The 16,429-nt window shown below is 71.6% G+C and carries 14 protein-coding genes; 11 read left to right on the top strand and 3 right to left on the bottom strand.

The genetic code is table 11. From position 1 onward, the window contains the following. Window positions 1–18: 18 nt before the first annotated feature. The 5 genes from PH203_RS08155 to PH203_RS08175 all read left to right on the top strand — a co-directional run bounded on the left by PH203_RS08155 (window position 19) and on the right by PH203_RS08175 (window position 6,705). Window positions 19–1,566 (top strand): PucR family transcriptional regulator, encoded by a 1,548-nt coding sequence (locus tag PH203_RS08155; RefSeq protein WP_289917981.1) that lies wholly within the window; start codon window positions 19–21, stop codon window positions 1,564–1,566. A 155-nt stretch (window positions 1,567–1,721) separates the two neighbouring features. Further along, the gene (locus tag PH203_RS08160) at window positions 1,722–2,564 is read left to right on the top strand and encodes a nitrilase-related carbon-nitrogen hydrolase (RefSeq protein WP_289917983.1); all 843 of its coding nucleotides are present in this window, start codon (window positions 1,722–1,724) and stop codon (window positions 2,562–2,564) included. A gap of 31 nt (window positions 2,565–2,595) precedes the next feature. After that, window positions 2,596–3,999, top strand: a complete 1,404-nt coding sequence (hydA, locus tag PH203_RS08165; protein WP_289917984.1) for a dihydropyrimidinase — start codon at window positions 2,596–2,598, stop codon at window positions 3,997–3,999. A gap of 11 nt (window positions 4,000–4,010) precedes the next feature. Next, window positions 4,011–5,030 (top strand): TIGR03842 family LLM class F420-dependent oxidoreductase, encoded by a 1,020-nt coding sequence (locus tag PH203_RS08170; protein ID WP_289917986.1) that lies wholly within the window; start codon window positions 4,011–4,013, stop codon window positions 5,028–5,030. Between the two features lie 118 nt (window positions 5,031–5,148). Continuing rightward, window positions 5,149–6,705, top strand: a complete 1,557-nt coding sequence (locus PH203_RS08175; RefSeq protein WP_289917988.1) for an NCS1 family nucleobase:cation symporter-1 — start codon at window positions 5,149–5,151, stop codon at window positions 6,703–6,705. Window positions 6,706–6,739: 34 nt separating this feature from the next. Here PH203_RS08175 and PH203_RS08180 read toward each other — a convergent pair whose 3' ends face one another. Together PH203_RS08180 and PH203_RS08185 are read right to left on the bottom strand one after the other, a co-directional pair. Beyond that, a complete protein-coding gene (locus PH203_RS08180) occupies window positions 6,740–7,396 on the bottom strand; it encodes a hypothetical protein (RefSeq protein WP_289917991.1) in 657 nt (218 codons plus the stop codon). A gap of 150 nt (window positions 7,397–7,546) precedes the next feature. Next, complete coding sequence (locus PH203_RS08185) at window positions 7,547–8,545, bottom strand: carboxymuconolactone decarboxylase family protein (protein WP_289917994.1); 999 nt, start codon at window positions 8,543–8,545, stop codon at window positions 7,547–7,549. Window positions 8,546–8,712: 167 nt separating this feature from the next. Between PH203_RS08185 and PH203_RS08190 the strand changes: the two genes are divergently transcribed. The 6 genes from PH203_RS08190 to PH203_RS08215 all read left to right on the top strand — a co-directional run bounded on the left by PH203_RS08190 (window position 8,713) and on the right by PH203_RS08215 (window position 15,927). After that, window positions 8,713–9,834: a sensor histidine kinase gene (locus PH203_RS08190; RefSeq protein WP_289917996.1), complete on the top strand. Its 1,122-nt coding sequence runs from the start codon at window positions 8,713–8,715 to the stop codon at window positions 9,832–9,834. After that, window positions 9,831–10,490 (top strand): response regulator transcription factor, encoded by a 660-nt coding sequence (locus tag PH203_RS08195; protein ID WP_289917997.1) that lies wholly within the window; start codon window positions 9,831–9,833, stop codon window positions 10,488–10,490. Before PH203_RS08190 ends, PH203_RS08195 begins: the two co-directional genes overlap by 4 nt. Window positions 10,491–10,647: 157 nt before the next feature. Beyond that, complete coding sequence (locus tag PH203_RS08200) at window positions 10,648–12,474, top strand: gamma-glutamyltransferase (RefSeq protein WP_289917998.1); 1,827 nt, start codon at window positions 10,648–10,650, stop codon at window positions 12,472–12,474. Between the two features lie 188 nt (window positions 12,475–12,662). Continuing rightward, on the top strand, window positions 12,663–13,508 hold the full coding sequence (locus PH203_RS08205; RefSeq protein ID WP_289918001.1) for an inositol monophosphatase family protein: 846 nt from the start codon (window positions 12,663–12,665) through the stop codon (window positions 13,506–13,508). 475 nt (window positions 13,509–13,983) lie between these two features. After that, entirely contained in the window at window positions 13,984–15,399 is a 1,416-nt protein-coding gene (locus PH203_RS08210) for an NAD(P)/FAD-dependent oxidoreductase (RefSeq protein ID WP_289918003.1), read from the top strand. An 18-nt stretch (window positions 15,400–15,417) separates the two neighbouring features. Continuing rightward, a complete protein-coding gene (locus tag PH203_RS08215; protein WP_289918005.1) occupies window positions 15,418–15,927 on the top strand; it encodes an O-acetyl-ADP-ribose deacetylase in 510 nt (169 codons plus the stop codon). Between the two features lie 52 nt (window positions 15,928–15,979). Here the strand turns inward: PH203_RS08215 and PH203_RS08220 are convergent, their stop codons facing one another. After that, window positions 15,980–16,414 (bottom strand): hypothetical protein, encoded by a 435-nt coding sequence (locus PH203_RS08220; protein WP_289918007.1) that lies wholly within the window; start codon window positions 16,412–16,414, stop codon window positions 15,980–15,982. Between the last annotated feature and the right edge of the window lie 15 nt (window positions 16,415–16,429).

A 16,429-nucleotide genomic window follows, 5' to 3' on the forward strand; every position in this document is an offset into this window, starting at 1 on the left:
AGCAAGGGAAACACCGCTATGACCACCACCTTGGACCACTGGGAACCGGCCCTGTCCGTCCGCCAGGTCCTCACCCTGGAACGGGTGCTCGCCGGGGAGCCCGAGGTGGTGGCCGGCGCGGCCCAGCTCGACCGGGCCGTGCGCTGGGTGCATGTCGCGGAGGCCGCCGACGTCGGGGTCATGCTCAGCGGCGGGGAGATGGTCCTGACCACCGGCGTGCTGCTCGCCGGCGACGAGGGCGCGCAGGCCGAGTACATCCAGTCCCTGCACCGGGCGGAGGCCGCGGCCGTCGTCCTGGGCCTGGGACGGGCGTTCCCCGCCCCACCGGACGTGATGCGCCGGGCGGCCGAGCGGTGCGGGCTGCCCATGGTGGTCCTCCACCGGCCCTTCCCCTTCGCCGAGTTGACCGAGGAGGTGCAGTCCCGGCTGGTCCGGCGGAAGTTCGCCGCGGTCAGCCTGTCCGAGGCCGTACGCACCTCACTCACCGGGCTCATCACCGCGGGCGCCCCGCTGCAGCGGCTGCTCGACGACATCGCCCACCACAGCGCCTGTCCCGTCGTCGTTACCAACCTCGCCCACCGTGTCCTCGCCACCGCGGGGGAGCGGCCGGCCGTGGACGACGTGCTGCGGGACTGGGAGCGCATCGCCCGGCAGGCCGGCGGCAGCGAGGGCGACGGCTGGATCCGGGCCGAGCTGGGCGGGCGCGGGGAGCGGTGGGGCCAGATCCTGCTGTGCGGGTACCGCGGGGACACCGCCACCGGGCGGCTGCTCGCCGACCGGGCCGCCGAGGCCCTGGTCCTGCACCGCATGCTCGCCGGGAACTCCGCCCACACCTGGGAGGAACAGTCCGCGCAGAGCCTGCTCACCGACCTGGTCAGCGGGGTCGTGCCGGCGAGGCAGCTGCTGCCGCGGGCGCGGGCGGCCGGACTGCCCGTCAACCGGCGGACGTTCGTGCCGCTGGTCGTCCGGGACGGGGACCCGGCCGAACTCGACCGCGTGCTGCGCCTGTTGGGGCTGCCGGGCCTGGTCGCCGAGCTCGCCGACGGGGCCACCGCCGTGCTGCTGAGCCTGGCCCGGGACCAGGACGCCGCGGTCCTGACGGCCAACTTCGCGGCCCGGCTGACCCAGACGGTCGTGGCGGCGGCCGACCCCCGTACCGCGTGGGACGACGTCCCCGCCGGAATGCGTGAGGCCCGGCATGTCGCGGACGCCGTCGCCTCCGGGGCCCTCGACCTCCCGGCCGTCGTACGCCTCAAGGACGTTCATCTGCGCGGTCTCATACGGCTGTTGCGCGACGACCCGCATGTGCAGTCCTTCGCGGAGCGGGAGCTGGACGGACTGCTGTGCGACTCCGGTTCGGGTGAGGGCCTGCTGGCCGTCCTGCGGACGTATCTCGCCACCGGCCGCAACAAGTCCCGCACCGCCCAGCTGCACCATGTCTCGCGCCCCGCGCTGTACCGGCGCCTCGAAGCGATACAGACCCGGCTCGGCGTCGACCTCGACGACTTCGAACAGGCGGCCTCGGTGCACATCGCGCTCCTCGCACACGACGCGCAACAGGGCTGAAACATGCCACGACCTGGGAAAACGGCGGTGAAACATGGGTCCACGACAGGGTGACACCGTGGCACGCCCGGCGCCCGCAGACGTGACACGGTGCAACTCAAAGCCTGCTTGCCGGCTTTCTAGCCTTCTCGCACACCGAGCGACCGGAGGTCCCGATGAGCAGAGTGATCCGTGCCGCCCTCTTCCAGACCGCGTGGACGGGCGACAAGGAATCGATGATCCAGGTCCACGAGCAGGCGGCCCGCGACGCGGCCGCGCAGGGTGCTCAAGTCCTGTGCTTCCAGGAGCTGTTCTACGGACCGTACTTCTGCCAGGTCCAGGACAAGGCGTTCTACGAGTACGCCGAAGCCATCCCGGACGGGCCGATCGTCAAGCGATTCCAGGCGCTGGCCAAGGAGTTGGGCATCGTCCTGATCCTGCCGATGTACGAGGAGGAGCAGCCGGGCGTCCTCTACAACACCGCCGCCGTGATCGACGCGGACGGCTCGTACCTCGGCAAGTACCGCAAGCACCACATCCCCCAGGTGCCGGGCTTCTGGGAGAAGTTCTACTTCCGCCCCGGCAACCTGGGCTGGCCGGTCTTCGACACGGCCGTCGGGAAGATCGGCGTCTACATCTGCTACGACCGGCACTTCCCCGAGGGGTGGCGTGCCCTGGGTCTCGAAGGCGCCGAGATCGTCTTCAACCCGTCGGCCACCTCGCGCGGCCTGTCCGCCTATCTGTGGCAGCTGGAGCAGCCGGCCGCGGCCGTCGCCAACGAGTACTTCGTCGGCGCGATCAACCGGGTCGGGGTCGAGGAGCTGGGCGACAACGACTTCTACGGGACGACGTACTTCGTCGACCCGGAGGCCCAGTTCGTGGGCGAGGTCGCCTCCGACAAGGAGACCGAACTCGTCGTCCGCGACCTGGACATGGCCAAGCTGCGGGAGGTCCGCGACCGCTGGCAGTTCTACCGCGACCGCCGTCCGGACGCCTACCCGCCGCTGACCGCACCCTGACCGAACCCATCACCCTGGCAGGAGAGGGACCATGAGCAGCCGTACCGTCATCCGCGGTGGTCTCGTCATCACCGCGTCCGACGAGATCCACGCCGACGTGCTGATCGAGGACGGCCGCATCGCCGCCCTCGCCGCCTCGGGCACGTCCGCCGCCGAAGCGTTCACCGGCGAACGGACCCTCGACGCCACCGGGAAGTACGTCATCCCCGGTGGCGTCGACGCCCACACCCACATGGAGCTGCCGTTCGGCGGCACCTTCGCCTCCGACACCTTCGAGACCGGCACCCGGGCCGCCGCCTGGGGCGGTACGACCACGATCGTCGACTTCGCCGTGCAGAGCGTCGGCCATTCCCTGCGCGAGGGCCTCGACGCCTGGCACGCCAAGGCGGAGGGCAACTGCGCGATCGACTACGGCTTCCACATGATCGTCTCCGATGTGAACCAGGAGACGCTCAAGGAGATGGACCTGCTGGTCGAGGAGGGGGTGACGAGTTTCAAGCAGTTCATGGCCTACCCCGGCGTCTTCTACTCCGACGACGGCCAGATCCTGCGCGCCATGCAGCGCTCCGCCGAGAACGGCGGCCTGATCATGATGCACGCCGAGAACGGCATCGCGATCGACGTGCTCGTGGAGCAGGCGCTGGCCCGCGGCGAGACCGACCCCCGCTATCACGGGGAGGTGCGCAAGGCCCTCCTTGAGGCCGAGGCCACCCACCGTGCCATCAAGCTCGCGCAGGTCGCCGGCGCCCCGTTGTACGTCGTGCACGTCTCGGCCATGGAGGCAGTGGCCGAGCTGGCGCGGGCGCGCGACGAGGGGCTCAACGTCTTCGGCGAGACCTGCCCGCAGTACCTCTTCCTGTCGACCGACAACCTCGCGGAGCCGGACTTCGAGGGCTCGAAGTACGTGTGCAGCACACCGCTCCGCCCCAAGGAGCACCAGGCCAAGCTGTGGCAGGGCCTGAGGACCAACGACCTCCAGGTCGTCTCCACCGACCACTGCCCCTTCTGCTTCGTGGGCCAGAAGGAGCTCGGCCGCGGCGACTTCTCCAAGATCCCCAACGGCCTCCCGGGCGTCGAGAACCGCATGGACCTGCTCCACCAGGCCGTCGTCGACGGGCACATCACCCGCCGCCGCTGGATCGAGATCGCCTGCGCCACCCCGGCCCGGATGTTCGGCATGTACCCGAAGAAGGGCACCATCGCGCCGGGCGCCGACGCGGACGTCGTCATCTACGACCCGCACGCCGAGCAGGTCCTGTCCGTCGAGACGCACCACATGAACGTCGACTACTCGGCGTACGAGGGCAAGCGCATCACCGGCCGGGTCGAGACGGTCCTCTCGCGCGGCGAACTCGTCATCACCGAGCGGGAGTACACCGGACGCGCGGGTCACGGCGTCTACACCCCCCGCTCCACCTGTCAGTACCTGAACTAGGAGTGGCGCACATGGACTTCGGACTCGTCCTGCAGACCGACCCGCCGGCCTCTAAGGTCATCAGCCTGATGAAGCGGGCCGAGCGCAACGGCTTCACCTACGGCTGGACCTTCGACTCCGCCGTGCTCTGGCAGGAGCCGTTCGTGATCTACAGTCAGATCCTCGCGAACACCTCGAAGTTGACGGTCGGCCCGATGGTCACCAACCCGGGCACCCGCACCTGGGAGGTCACCGCCTCCACCTTCGCCACCCTCAACGACATGTTCGGCAACCGCACGGTCTGCGGTATCGGCCGCGGTGACTCGGCGATGCGCGTCGCGGGCCGCACCCCGAACACCCTCGCCCGCATCAGCGAGGCGATGAAGGTCATCAGGGCGCTCGGCTCCGGCCAGGAGGCCGACCTCGGGGGCACGGTCGTCAAGTTCCCCTGGATCAAGGAGGACGCCCGACTCCCCGTATGGATGGCCGCGTACGGTCCCAAGGCGCTGAAGATGACCGGCGAGGAGGCCGACGGCTTCATCCTCCAGCTCGCCGACCTCTACCTCACCGAGTACATGGTCAAGGCCGTGAAGGACGCGGCCGTCGCCGCCGGACGCGACCCGTCCGAGGTCAAGATCTGCGTGGCCGCACCGGCCTACGTCACCGAGGACGACTCGCCCGAGGCGCTCGCCCACGCGCGTGAGCAGTGCCGCTGGTTCGGCGGGATGGTCGGCAACCACGTGGCCGACCTGGTGTCCAAGTACGGCGAGCACTCGGCACAGGTCCCGGAGGAACTCACGGACTACATCAAGGCCCGTGAGGGGTACGACTATTCGCATCACGGACGTGCCGACAACCCGGACACCGCGTTCGTGCCCGACGAGATCGTCGACCGGTTCTGCATCATCGGACCCGTCGAGAAGCACATCGAGAAGCTGAACGCCCTGCGCGAGCTGGGCGTCGACCAGTTCGCCGTCTACGACATGCACGACGCGCAGGAGACCACCATCGACGCGTACGGCTCGAAGGTCATCCCCGCGATCAACGCCTGACCGGCGCCCCACCGACCCCCCACACCTTGACACCCCTCTCCCCCCGCCGTCCCGGGGCGGAGAGGGGCCCAAGGCCCCCGCACGGCCTCTCCCGTCCCGCTCACCGATTGGCCTGCCCATGACCGACACAGTCCCCACGGGGTCGCACATATCGCAGTCCGCCGACGCCGGCGGCCGTATCGAACTCAGCCCCGAGGCCTTTCCCGCCGACAGTCCCTTCGCCAACGAGGACCTGCGTCCCGTACCGGTCTCCGAACGCAAGTGGACGACGTACAACTTCGCGGCCCTGTGGATCTCCATGGCCCACTGCATCCCGAGCTGGACCCTGGCCTCCGGCCTGGTCGCGCTCGGGATGGACTGGAAGCAGGCCGTCTTCACGATCGCCCTGGCCAACATCATCGTGCTGCTGCCGATGCTGGCCACGGGCCATGCCGGACCCAAGTACGGCATCCCGTTCCCGGTCCTCGCCCGGGCCTCCTTCGGACTGCGCGGCGCCAACATCCCGGCGCTGATCCGGGCGGGCGTGGCCTGCGGCTGGTTCGGCATCCAGACCTGGATCGGCGGCAGCGGCATCTTCGCGCTGGGCTCCAAGCTGACCGGCGGGCACTGGGAGAACGCGGGGAAGATCGCCGGTAACCCATGGCCGCTGTGGCTGTGCTTCCTGCTCTTCTGGGCGCTGCAGATCGCGATCATCTACCGCGGCATGGACTTCCTGCGGCACTTCGAGAACTGGGCCGCGCCCGTGGTGATCGTCGGCGCCTTCGTGCTGCTGATCTGGATCGCCGTCAAGGCCGACGGGTTCGGCGCGCTGCTCGACCAGCCGTCCAAGCTCGGCTGGGGCGCGGACTTCTGGCCGGTCTTCTTCCCCTCCCTGATGGGCATGATCGGCTTCTGGGCCACGCTCTCGCTCAACATCCCCGACTTCACCCGCTTCGGCGCCAGCCAGAAGGCGCAGACCTGGGGCCAGTCCCTCGGTCTGCCCACCACGATGACCCTCTTCGCGGTCCTCGCCGTGCTGGTCACCTCCGGCTCCGAGGTCGTCTACGGCGAGGCGATCTGGGACCCGGTCGCCCTCGCGGCCAAGACGGACAACGCCTTCGGACTGCTCTTCGCGCTGTTCATCGTGCTGATCGCCACGATCTCCGTGAACATCGCGGCGAACGTGGTCTCCCCGGCGTACGACCTGTCCAACCTGGCCCCGAAGTTCATCAACTTCCGTACCGGCGCGCTGATCACGGGTGTCGTCGGCATCCTGATCTTCCCGTGGAAGCTGATCTCCACGCCCGAGTTCTACATCTTCACCTGGCTCGGCGTGGTCGGCGGTCTGCTGGGCACGGTCGCGGGCATCCTCATCGCCGACTACTGGATCGTGCGCAGGACGGTCCTGCACCTCGCGGACCTGTACACGCCCGGCGGGCGCTACTGGTACTCGGGCGGCTGGAACTGGCGGGCCATCGCCGCGTTCCTGGTCGGCGGTGTCCTCGCGGTCGGCGGGTCGTACTCGGGCGTCGACGCGGACGGCAACAAGACGGGGCCGTTCCCGACGGACGGACTGATCCCGTTCCTCAAGCCGCTCGCCGACTACGGCTGGGCGATCGGCCTCGGCACGTCCCTGGTGCTGTACACCGTGCTGATGCTGCCGCTGGGCCGGGAGCAGGAGGGCATCAAGGCCTGAGCCCGCGGATGCGTGACGGAGAGGGCGGCCGGTGCTACCGGCCGCCCTCCAGTGCCGCCACCGCGTCCTTCGCAGCCTTGATGGCGCCCTTGTTGATCACCTCGGTGCTCGGCGCCTTCTTCGACTCGAAGTCGCTGCCGTTGTAGGTGATGACCACCAGCGCGTTGGACACCTGGGCGATGACCACGCCCTCGCGCGTCTGCTGCTTGTCCTCCGTGGTGAGGTTCACGACGGAGTAGCCCGCGTCACCGAGCCCCGGCACGTCCCCTCCGCCGCTCTTCTCCCCGATGCGCTTCTTGTACGTCGCCGCCGCTTCTTCCTCCGAGTCCTCGATCTCGAAGGACACGTCGAGCCAGCGGTAGTCGTACCCCTTGAGGGCGTTCCAGGAGCAGGTGCGGCGCAACTCGGTGTCCGTCGACGGGATCTCCTTGCCGGCCGTCTTGGCGCCCGGCACCAGCGACTTGACGGTCTTCGCTGTGACGCTGCCGCACGGTGCGGGGGCGGCGGCGTACGCCTTCGAGGCCGCAGCCGTCGCGGGAGCCGACGCGGACTGTGTGGTGCCGTCCTTCGACGCGGCCTCGTCGTCGGAGGACGGGGCCGGGCCGGACGACAGCGACCAGCCCGCGGCGGCGAGCACGACGACCGGCGACAGACGGGCGGTCAGGGCGAGCGGCAGAGGCAGGGAACGCACAGGCGCACTTTTTCCGTGGGGGAGGGTGCGGAGGGGTCCGCACTGCGGACGGGACGCCAGTGTCACACGAGTCCCTGTGGGGCGGTAGTGCCAACTCGCTCCGTACATGCGCGGTGACTGCGACCTGCTGACGATGTGTCGTGTGTCCCGTTATGTCCGTACGGAGTTGCGGGTGAACGCCGATTCGATGCGGTCGACCGCCAGGAACGCCCCATATGCCACGAGTTGCACCAAGTGCTGATCGGTGTGCTCGGGGCGGCGCCACGCGGCCACGTCCTCGTCCGTGACGCGGTACGGCGCGAGGGCGGCGAGCAGGGCGAGACGGGCGCCGGGGCGCTCGGACCGGTCGGGGAACGGGTCGGGCGCGAGCGGCGGATGCGCTCCGTCCCAGTCCTGGAGGACGTCCTCCACGACACTCTGGTCGTCGGCGTCCAGGACGCCGGCGCCGTCCATGGCGGCCCTGAGCAGGGCGGCGTACGCGGGACCGGCGGCCGTGCCGCCCGCCCACGCGGGGGACTCGCCCGGGTCGGGCAGATCCAGCAACGCCAGCGCGGCCCCGGGGCGGGCCGTGCGGCGGACGGTCCGGGACATGGTGCGGCCCACGAGGCTGCGTACCGGACGGAACCGCTGGGCGTTGCCCGGCAGCAGGTTCTCGGTCAGCAGCGCGGACACGATCCGGTTGATGAAGTGGAAGGCGAGCACGGTGCCGAGGTAGCCGGGGGTGTGCTCGCGTGGGAACGGACCGGGGGCGAAGGCGCCCGGGACACGGGTCCGCTTGCCCCACTCCAGCACGCGCGCGTGCTCCTCGTTCCTGGGCTGCTCGCCGCGCGCGAGGCGTTCGGCGAGGGCGTGGTCGCCGGTGGCGTGCAGCAGCACGGTGTGCGCGTCCACGCAGAACGGGCACTTGTTGGCGAGCGACACCCCGAGTGCCGCGAGCTCCTTGCCGGTACGGCTGCCGGGGCCCGCGATCAGCGACTCGCGCATCAACGCCCAGGCGGGGGCGAGGATCTCGGGCGCGGAGGAGAGGACCACGAAGGTGACCGGTTCGTCGATGCCGAAGTCGCGGGAGAGCTGCGTGTAGACCTCGGCGACCCGGCCGGTGGCCGCCTTGGGCGGCAGGGGTTCGGTGTAGCGGAAGGGTGTGGACATGCACAGCAGCGTGCGCCGTACGGGTGCCCCCGGTCGTCGTACGGCCGAAGGGAGTTGACGCTGCATCGGCCGGGTGGGTGGGCGGCGCCGACTACTGCGCAGGGAGTAGCCGGAGAGTTGTCCACAGGGCTGACGCCGGTGTCGGTACGGCGGTCTACTGTGCGTTCATGAGCGGGATCCACGGCCGGCCGGCCACGGGGACGACCACCCGCGAGCGGCTCGTCGACGTGGCCCTCGCGGCCGTCGTCGGTGCCCTCGTCGGGGTCACGGCGGCCTTCGACACGGACACGACCGCCGTCGACTACGCGCTGATCGCCGTCGCCTCGGCCGTCCTGACGCTGTACCGCACGGCACCCAGGGCGGTGCTGGCCGTGGCGACGGCGAGCGGCGCGGCGTACGTCCTGCACGCCCACCCGGGACCGCCCGCGGCCCTCCCCGTTCTCGCCGCGACCCATGTGGCGGCCCGGGTGGGGCACCGCGCGTGGGCGGCCGTGGCGGGCGGGGTGTTCCTGGTGGCGTATCTGGCGACCGGCCCGACGACCCGGCAGATCGTCGAACAGGTGGCGCTGCTCATGGGCTGGTTCCTGTGCGCGGTCGTCACCGGGCTCGCCGACCGCAACTGGCAGGCGTATCTGCGCCAGACCGAGCAGCGCGCCCTGGAGGCCGAACGCACCCGGGAGGAAGCGGCCCTGCGCCGCGCGGGCGAGGAACGCCTGCGCATCGCCAGGGAGTTGCACGACTCCCTGACCCACAGCATCTCCATCGTCAAACTCCAGGCGGGCGTCGCCGTCCACCTGGCCCGCAAGCGGGGCGAGGACGTGCCGCCCGCGCTGCTCGCCATCCAGGAGGCCAGCGGCGAGGCGATGCGCGAACTGCGGTCGACGCTCGAAGTACTGCGCACGGACGAGGTCATGGGCACGCCCGCGGTGCTGGTGGAACGGGCCAGGGCCGCAGGTCTCGCGGTGGAGCTGACGGTGACGGGGGAGGAGCGGGAGCTGCCCGCGACGGTCGAGAAGGCGGTGTACCGGATCGTGCAGGAGGCGCTGACGAACGCGGCACGGCACGCGGGACCCGCGAAGGTGCGCGTCCAAGTGGGCTATGGGGAAGGGGAGGTGACGATAGCCGTGGACGACGACGGGAACGCCGCCCCGGACTGCCCGCCCACGCCGGGCATCGGTCTGACGGGCATGCAGGAGCGCGTCACGGCGCTCGGGGGGACGCTGCTCGCCGCCCCGCGCGCGGAGGGCGGCTTCGAGGTGCGGGCCGAACTGCCGCTGGAGCGCCCGTGATCAGGGTGGCGCTCGTCGACGACCAGGCGCTCATGCGGGCCGGCTTCCGGGCACTGCTGGAGGCCGAGGACGACATCGAGGTGGTCGGCGAGGCCGCCGACGGGGAGCAGGGGCTGGCGCTGGTGCGCGCGGAGGTCCCCGACATCGCGCTGATCGACGTGCAGATGCCGGTGATGACGGGCATCGAGGCGACCCGGCACATCGCCGAGGATCCCGCGCTGGCGGCTGTCCGCGTGGTGATCCTCACCAACTACGGCCTCGACGAGTACGTCTTCGAGGCCCTGCGCGCGGGCGCGAGCGGCTTCCTGCTGAAGGACACCGAGCCGGCCGAACTGCTGCAGGCGATCGAGGTGGTGGCGGGCGGCGAGGCCCTTCTGTCGCCCTCGGTCACCCGCACCCTGATCGGCGAGTTCGTGTCCCGGCCCCCGGACCGGGCCACGGCTCCGGGCCTGGAATGCCTCACGCGCCGCGAACGCGAGGTGACCGCCCTGGCCGCGCGCGGCCTGACCAACGAGGAGATCGCCGCGCACATGGTCATCAGCCCGTTCACCGCGAAGACGCACGTGAGCCGGGCGATGACGAAGCTGGGGGCCCGGGACCGGGCCCAACTGGTCGTGTTTGCCTACGAGTCGGGGCTGGTGACGGCACGCGGCTGATATCCGCTTGCGTGGTCCGGGCGCCGATCACCACCCTGGGGCGATGACGGAGACGACCCGGCCCCGGCGGCCCGCATAGCTCCGGCCACGGAGGGCAGACGGCCGACACCGCTTCGTACGATCATGGGACCGCTGCCCCCGAGCGAGGAGTCCGCCCGTGTTCACCACTCGCCCCACCCTCCAGGGCACCTTCGGCATGGTGTCCTCCACCCATTGGCTCGCCTCGCAGTCGGCGATGGCCGTGCTGGAGGACGGGGGCAACGCCTACGACGCGGCGGTGGCGGGGGCGTTCGTGCTGCATGTCGTCGAGCCGCATCTCAACGGGCCCGCGGGAGAGGTGCCGATCCTCCTCGCACCGGCGGGCGGTGAGGTGCGGGTGCTGTGCGGACAGGGCGTCGCCCCGGCCGGGGCCACCGTCGCGCACTACCGCTCGCTCGGACTCGACCTCGTACCCGGAACCGGACCGCTCGCCTCCGCCGTGCCCGGCGCCTTCGACGCCTGGATGCTGTTGCTGCGCGACCACGGCACCAAGTCCCTCGCCGAGGTGCTGAAGTACGCCGTCGGATACGCCGAGGACGGGCACGCGCCCGTGGAGAACGTCGGGGCGACCGTCGAGACCGTACGGCAGCTGTTCGAGACCGAGTGGACGTCGTCCGCCGAGGTGTATCTGCCCGGCGGGAAGGCACCCCGGCCCGGTGAGCTGTTCCGCAATCCCGCGCTCGCCGCCACCTGGAGGCGGCTCCTCGCCGAGGCCGACGGGGCGGGGGACCGGGTCGCGCAGATCGAGGCGGCGCGGGAGGTGTGGCGCGGCGGGTTCATCGGCGAGGCGCTGGTGCGGCAGGCGCAGCGGCCCACCATGGACACCAGTGGGGAGCGGCACGCCGGCACGCTGACGGGTGACGATCTCGCCGGGTGGTCCGCCACCTACGAGGCGCCGGCGACGTACGACTGGAACGGCTGGACCCTGTGCAAGGCCGGACCCTGGAGCCAGGGGCCGGCGCTGCTGCAACAGCTCGCCCTGCTCCCCGCCGAGCTGCCGGAGTACGGGTCCGCCGAGTATGTGCACCTGCTCGTCGAGGGCTGCAAGCTCGCCATGGCCGACCGGGAGGCCTGGTACGGGGACGCCGGTGAGGTGCCGTTGGACGAGCTGCTGTCGGAGGCGTACAACGCCGGGCGGCGCGCGCTCGTCGGGGACAAGGCGTCGTACGAGCTGCGGCCCGGCAGCCCTGGCGGGCGCACCCCGCGACTGAGCGCGCACGCGCGCGTGGTCGTCACGGACGCACCCGGGGCCGGTCCGCTGGGGGCCGGGGAGCCGACCGTGGCGAAGCTTCCCACGTCACCCGTGCCCGGGGAGCCCGCCATCGGCGCCGACGGCACCACCCGTGGCGACACCTGCCATCTCGACGTCGTCGACCGCTGGGGCAACATGGTCGCCGCCACCCCCAGCGGCGGCTGGCTGCAGTCCAACCCCGTCGTGCCCGAGCTCGGCTTCCCGCTCGGCACCCGGCTCCAGATGGCCTGGCTGGAGGAGGGGCTGCCGAACTCGCTGACGCCCGGACGCCGTCCCCGGACCACGCTCACGCCCTCCATCGCGCTGCGCGACGGGGTGCCCGTCATGGCCTTCGGTACACCCGGAGGGGACCAGCAGGACCAGTGGCAGCTGCACTTCTTCCTGGCGGTCGCGCTGCGCCCGCCGGTGCGCGGAGGGCTTGACCTCCAGGGCGCCGTCGACGCGCCGAACTGGCACAACGACAGCTTCCCGGGCTCCTTCTACCCGCGCGGCATGCGGCCGGGCAGCCTGACGGTGGAGGCGCGGACGGCCGCCGACGTCGTCGAGGAGCTGCGGCGGCGCGGGCATGACGTGACGATCGGTGACGCCTGGTCGGAGGGACGGCTGTGCGCGGTCGCGCGGGACCCGGGGACGGGGATCCTGTCGGCGGCGGCGAATCCGCGGGGGATGCAGGGGTACGCGGTGGGCCGCTGAGACAGCCGTTCAGTGCGCTTGTGCGGTGCGCTTGTGCGGTGCGCTTGTGCGATGCGCCCGTGACGTGCGCCCTGGAGGCGCGCCCGGGAGATCCTCCCAAGAAGGTCATGTCCCGGTATTCACGGTGATTCCACCCGGTGTCCACTTACCGGGTGGGGATTGTCAGTGGGGCGTGCTCTCATGGATGCATGATCGAAGACACGGAAACCATCGACGAGTTTCTCGCCCGCCACTCGGCCGACGTGGAGGAAGCGGTCCGCAAGGCCGCCGCGGCCGAGATCATGCCCCGCTTCCGCCGGCTGGCCGCGCACGAGGTCGACGAGAAGAGCGGACCGCACGACCTGGTGACGGACGCCGACCGCCTGGCCGAGCAGCACCTCACCGACGTCCTCGGCAGGCTCCTGCCCGGCTCCGTCGTGGTCGGCGAGGAGGCCGTGCACGCCAACCCGGCCTCGTACGAGGCGATACGGGGCGACGCCCCGGTGTGGATCGTCGACCCGGTCGACGGGACACGGCAGTTCGTGCGCGGCGAGGACGGCTTCTGCACACTGGTCGCGCTCGCCCAGGGCGGCGTACTGCGCGCCTCCTGGACCTACGCGCCCGCTCTCGACCGAATGGCCACGGCGGTACGCGGCCAGGGCGCGTTCCTCGACGGCGAGCGGCTGTTCGCCGGGCCGCCGGAGCCCGGCCGGGACCTCGAAGTGGCCACGTCCCACCCGGACTACACGACCGACGACCAGAAGCGTGCCCTGCTGGGCCTGTGGACGGACGGGGTCGCGCCGCGGGCGTGCGGTTCCGCGGGGCTGGAGTATCTGGCCGTCGCGCGCGGGGAGTTGGACGGCACCGCCTTCTCCTGGGAGGCGGCCTGGGACCACGCGGCGGGCCTGCTCCTCGTGGAGGAGGCCGGCGGCGCCCATCTGACCGTCGACGGCGTGCCGTTCCGCATCACCGGCGGCAACGCCCTGCCGTTCACGGCGGCCCGTGACACGGCGACGGCACGGCGGATCGCGGGGTTGCTGGCGGGCGGGGTCTGAGCCGGGGCGCCGTGGGGCAAGCGCCTGAGCCGCGGTGACGGCGGCAAAGGTCTGCGCAAGGGCATCAGGAGGGCGAGGGCAAGGCCGCACAGCCGGGGTGCCGCTGGGGGGAAAGGGCCTGAGCCACCGCTTCGTGGGGCGGCGTCCGGGTCATGGCACCAAGGGGGGAGCAGGCGGTGGGCACGGCGGCGACCGGCGAGACGCTGAGCCACGGCACCGGTGCGGTGCACCCGCGCCGCCTTCATCGATGCGCCACGCTCGCGTCAGCTCGCCTCGCCTTACCTCACCTCGGCTCACCTCACCGATCCGCCGCGCCCGCGTCACCCACCCATGCGCCGCGCCGCGTCAACGCACCGACGGTGACCACCCGGACACCATCCGTCGATCCGTTCCCCCGCGACCAGGGGCTGTCGGTGCCCCGTCATATCCTGATCCAGTGGCCATCGGCTGACGAAGGGGTCCGAAGGTGCCGTCGATGCTCGATGCGTGCGTGGTGGGTGCGGGACCGAACGGACTGACCGCTGCCGTGGAGCTGGCCCGCCGGGGCTTCTCCGTGGCGCTCTTCGAGGCGCGTGACACCGTCGGCGGGGGAGCCCGCACCGAGGAGCTCACCCTGCCCGGCTTCCGGCACGACCCGTGCTCCGCCGCGCACCCCCTCGGCATCAACTCCCCGGCGTTCCGCGCCCTTCCGCTGGAGCGGTACGGCCTGGAGTGGCTGCACGCCGACCTGCCCATGGCGCATCCCTTCACCGACGGCACCGCCGCCGTGCTGTCCCGCTCGGTCGCCGAGACCGCCGCCTCCTTCGGACCGCGCGACGCGGGCACGTACCGCAGGCTGGTAGAGCCGTTCCTGCCCAAGTGGGACGGTCTGGTACGGGACTTCATGTCCCTGCCGCTGACCGCGCTGCCTCGCGACCCGGTGACGCTCGCCCGCTTCGGCCTGACCGGCCTGCCCCCCTCGACCTGGCTGTTGCGCCGTTTCCGCGACGAACGCGCCAAGGCCCTCTTCGCCGGCCTGGTCGCCCATGTCATGGCGCCCCTCTCCGGCTTCGCCACCGGCGCCATCGGTCTCGTCTTCGCGCTCGCCGCGCACGCCCGGGGCTGGCCGGTCGCCCGTGGCGGCTCCCAGTCCATCTCCGACGCCCTCGCGGACTACCTCAAGGACCTCGGCGGCGGCATCCACACCGACTACGAGGTCAAGCGCCTCGACGACCTGCCGCCCGCCCGCTCGTACATCTTCGACACCTCACCCACCGCCCTGGCCCGCATCGCCGGGTTCGGCAGCTACTACGACGGCTACCGGTACGGCCCCGGCGTCTTCAAGGTCGACTACGCGCTCGACGGCCCGGTGCCCTGGACCGCGCCCGAGGCCCGCACCGCCGGCACCGTGCAGATCGGCGCAAGCAGCGCGGAGATCGGCACCGCCCTGCGCGCGGCCTCCCGGGAGAACAGGGCTCCCGACAAGCCGTTCATGATCACCGTGCAGCCCAGCGTCATGGATCCCACCCGGGCCCCCGAGGGCCAGCAGGTCTTCTGGGCCTACGGCCATGTCCCGAGTGGCTGGACCGGCGACCTCACCGACGCCATCGAGCGCCAACTGGAGCGTTTCGCCCCCGGGTTCCGCGACCTGGTCCTGGCCCGCGCGACCGCCGGACCACCCGAACTGGCCGCCCGCAACGCCAACTACGTCGGCGGCGACATCGGCTCCGGCGCGGTCACCGGCCTGCAGATCCTGCTGCGCCCCAGACTCTCCCTGTCCCCGTACGGCACCCCGCACCCGGCCGTCTTCATCTGCTCGTCGGCCACCCCGCCCGGCCCCGGCGTGCACGGCATGTCCGGGCACAACGCGGCGAAGGCGGTCTGGCGCAGGCTCCGGCAGACATCGGGCTGAGGCACGAGGTAGGCAGACATGACCACCATCACGCTCGTCCAGGGCGACATCACCCGAGAGACCGCCGACGCCATCGTCAACGCGGCGAACTCCTCCCTGCTCGGCGGCGGAGGCGTCGACGGTGCCATCCACCGCCGCGGCGGCCCGGCGATCCTGGAGGAGTGCCGCAAGCTCCGCGCCTCACACCACGGCAAGGGCCTGCAAACCGGCCGAGCGGTCGCCACGACGGCGGGCAATCTCGACGCCCGCTGGGTCATCCACACCGTCGGCCCCGTCTACAGCCGCTCCGAGGACCGCTCCGGCCTCCTCGCCTCCTGCTACCGCGAGTCCCTGCGGGTGGCCGACGAACTCGGCGCCCGCACGGTCGCGTTCCCGGCCGTCTCCACCGGTGTGTACCGCTGGCCGATGGAGGACGCGGCCCGTATCGCCGTGGAGACGGTACGGGCGACGGAGACAGCGGTCGAAGAGGTCAGGTTCGTGCTCTTCGACGAACGGGCCTACGGGGTGTTCGCCGCTCAGGTGGGCTGACACGTCGGCTCGACCGCCCGGCACCCAGGACGGCCCAGCCGACGAAACCCCACTACGGAACAGGCACCGCCGGAAGCTGCGGCAGGCCGCCGCCGAGCAGCCCGGTGACCAGCCCCAGCACCGGGGACAGCAACCCGGTCACCGCGTTCAGCACCCCGCCGAGGTCCAGCGAGGCCAGCGCGCTGATCAGGCCCTGGACCGCGGAGGCGAGGGAGGCCAGCAGGCCTCCGACGGGGTCGGCCGCCTGGGCCACGGACCGGTCGCCGGACCTGTCCAGCTGCCGCAGGCGCTCCTGGACGTCGGCGTTCCAGGCCTGGAGCTCCTTCGCGTACGCGGCGGCCGCCTCCGGGGCGAGCCGGGTACCGTCCGCCTCGCCGAGGTCCGCCACCGTGTCGAGGAGGGGTGCCAGAGCGCTGTCGTGGTCGAGGAGCGTGTCCGTCTCGGCGCCGGAGAGCAGGGCGGCCTCGGTGATGCTCAGGCCCGGCACTGCCCGGCCCGCGTC

The sequence above is a fragment of the Streptomyces sp. S.PB5 genome (genome assembly GCF_030403745.1).
In the GTDB taxonomy this organism is placed as follows: Bacteria; Actinomycetota; Actinomycetes; order Streptomycetales; family Streptomycetaceae; genus Streptomyces.

Bases quoted from the DNA above. Each gene is read 5' to 3' on its own strand.
- PH203_RS08170 (WP_289917986.1), top strand. From the start codon at position 4,011: ATGGACTTCGGACTCGTCCTGCAGACCGACCCGCCGGCCTCTAAGGTC.
- PH203_RS08185 (WP_289917994.1), bottom strand. From the start codon at position 8,545: ATGTCCACACCCTTCCGCTACACCGAACCCCTGCCGCCCAAGGCGGCC.
- PH203_RS08215 (WP_289918005.1), top strand. From the start codon at position 15,418: ATGACCACCATCACGCTCGTCCAGGGCGACATCACCCGAGAGACCGCC.
- hydA (WP_289917984.1), top strand. From the start codon at position 2,596: ATGAGCAGCCGTACCGTCATCCGCGGTGGTCTCGTCATCACCGCGTCC.
- PH203_RS08210 (WP_289918003.1), top strand. From the start codon at position 13,984: ATGCTCGATGCGTGCGTGGTGGGTGCGGGACCGAACGGACTGACCGCT.
- PH203_RS08155 (WP_289917981.1), top strand. From the start codon at position 19: ATGACCACCACCTTGGACCACTGGGAACCGGCCCTGTCCGTCCGCCAG.
- PH203_RS08160 (WP_289917983.1), top strand. From the start codon at position 1,722: ATGAGCAGAGTGATCCGTGCCGCCCTCTTCCAGACCGCGTGGACGGGC.
- PH203_RS08205 (WP_289918001.1), top strand. From the start codon at position 12,663: ATGATCGAAGACACGGAAACCATCGACGAGTTTCTCGCCCGCCACTCG.
- PH203_RS08190 (WP_289917996.1), top strand. From the start codon at position 8,713: ATGAGCGGGATCCACGGCCGGCCGGCCACGGGGACGACCACCCGCGAG.
- PH203_RS08175 (WP_289917988.1), top strand. From the start codon at position 5,149: ATGACCGACACAGTCCCCACGGGGTCGCACATATCGCAGTCCGCCGAC.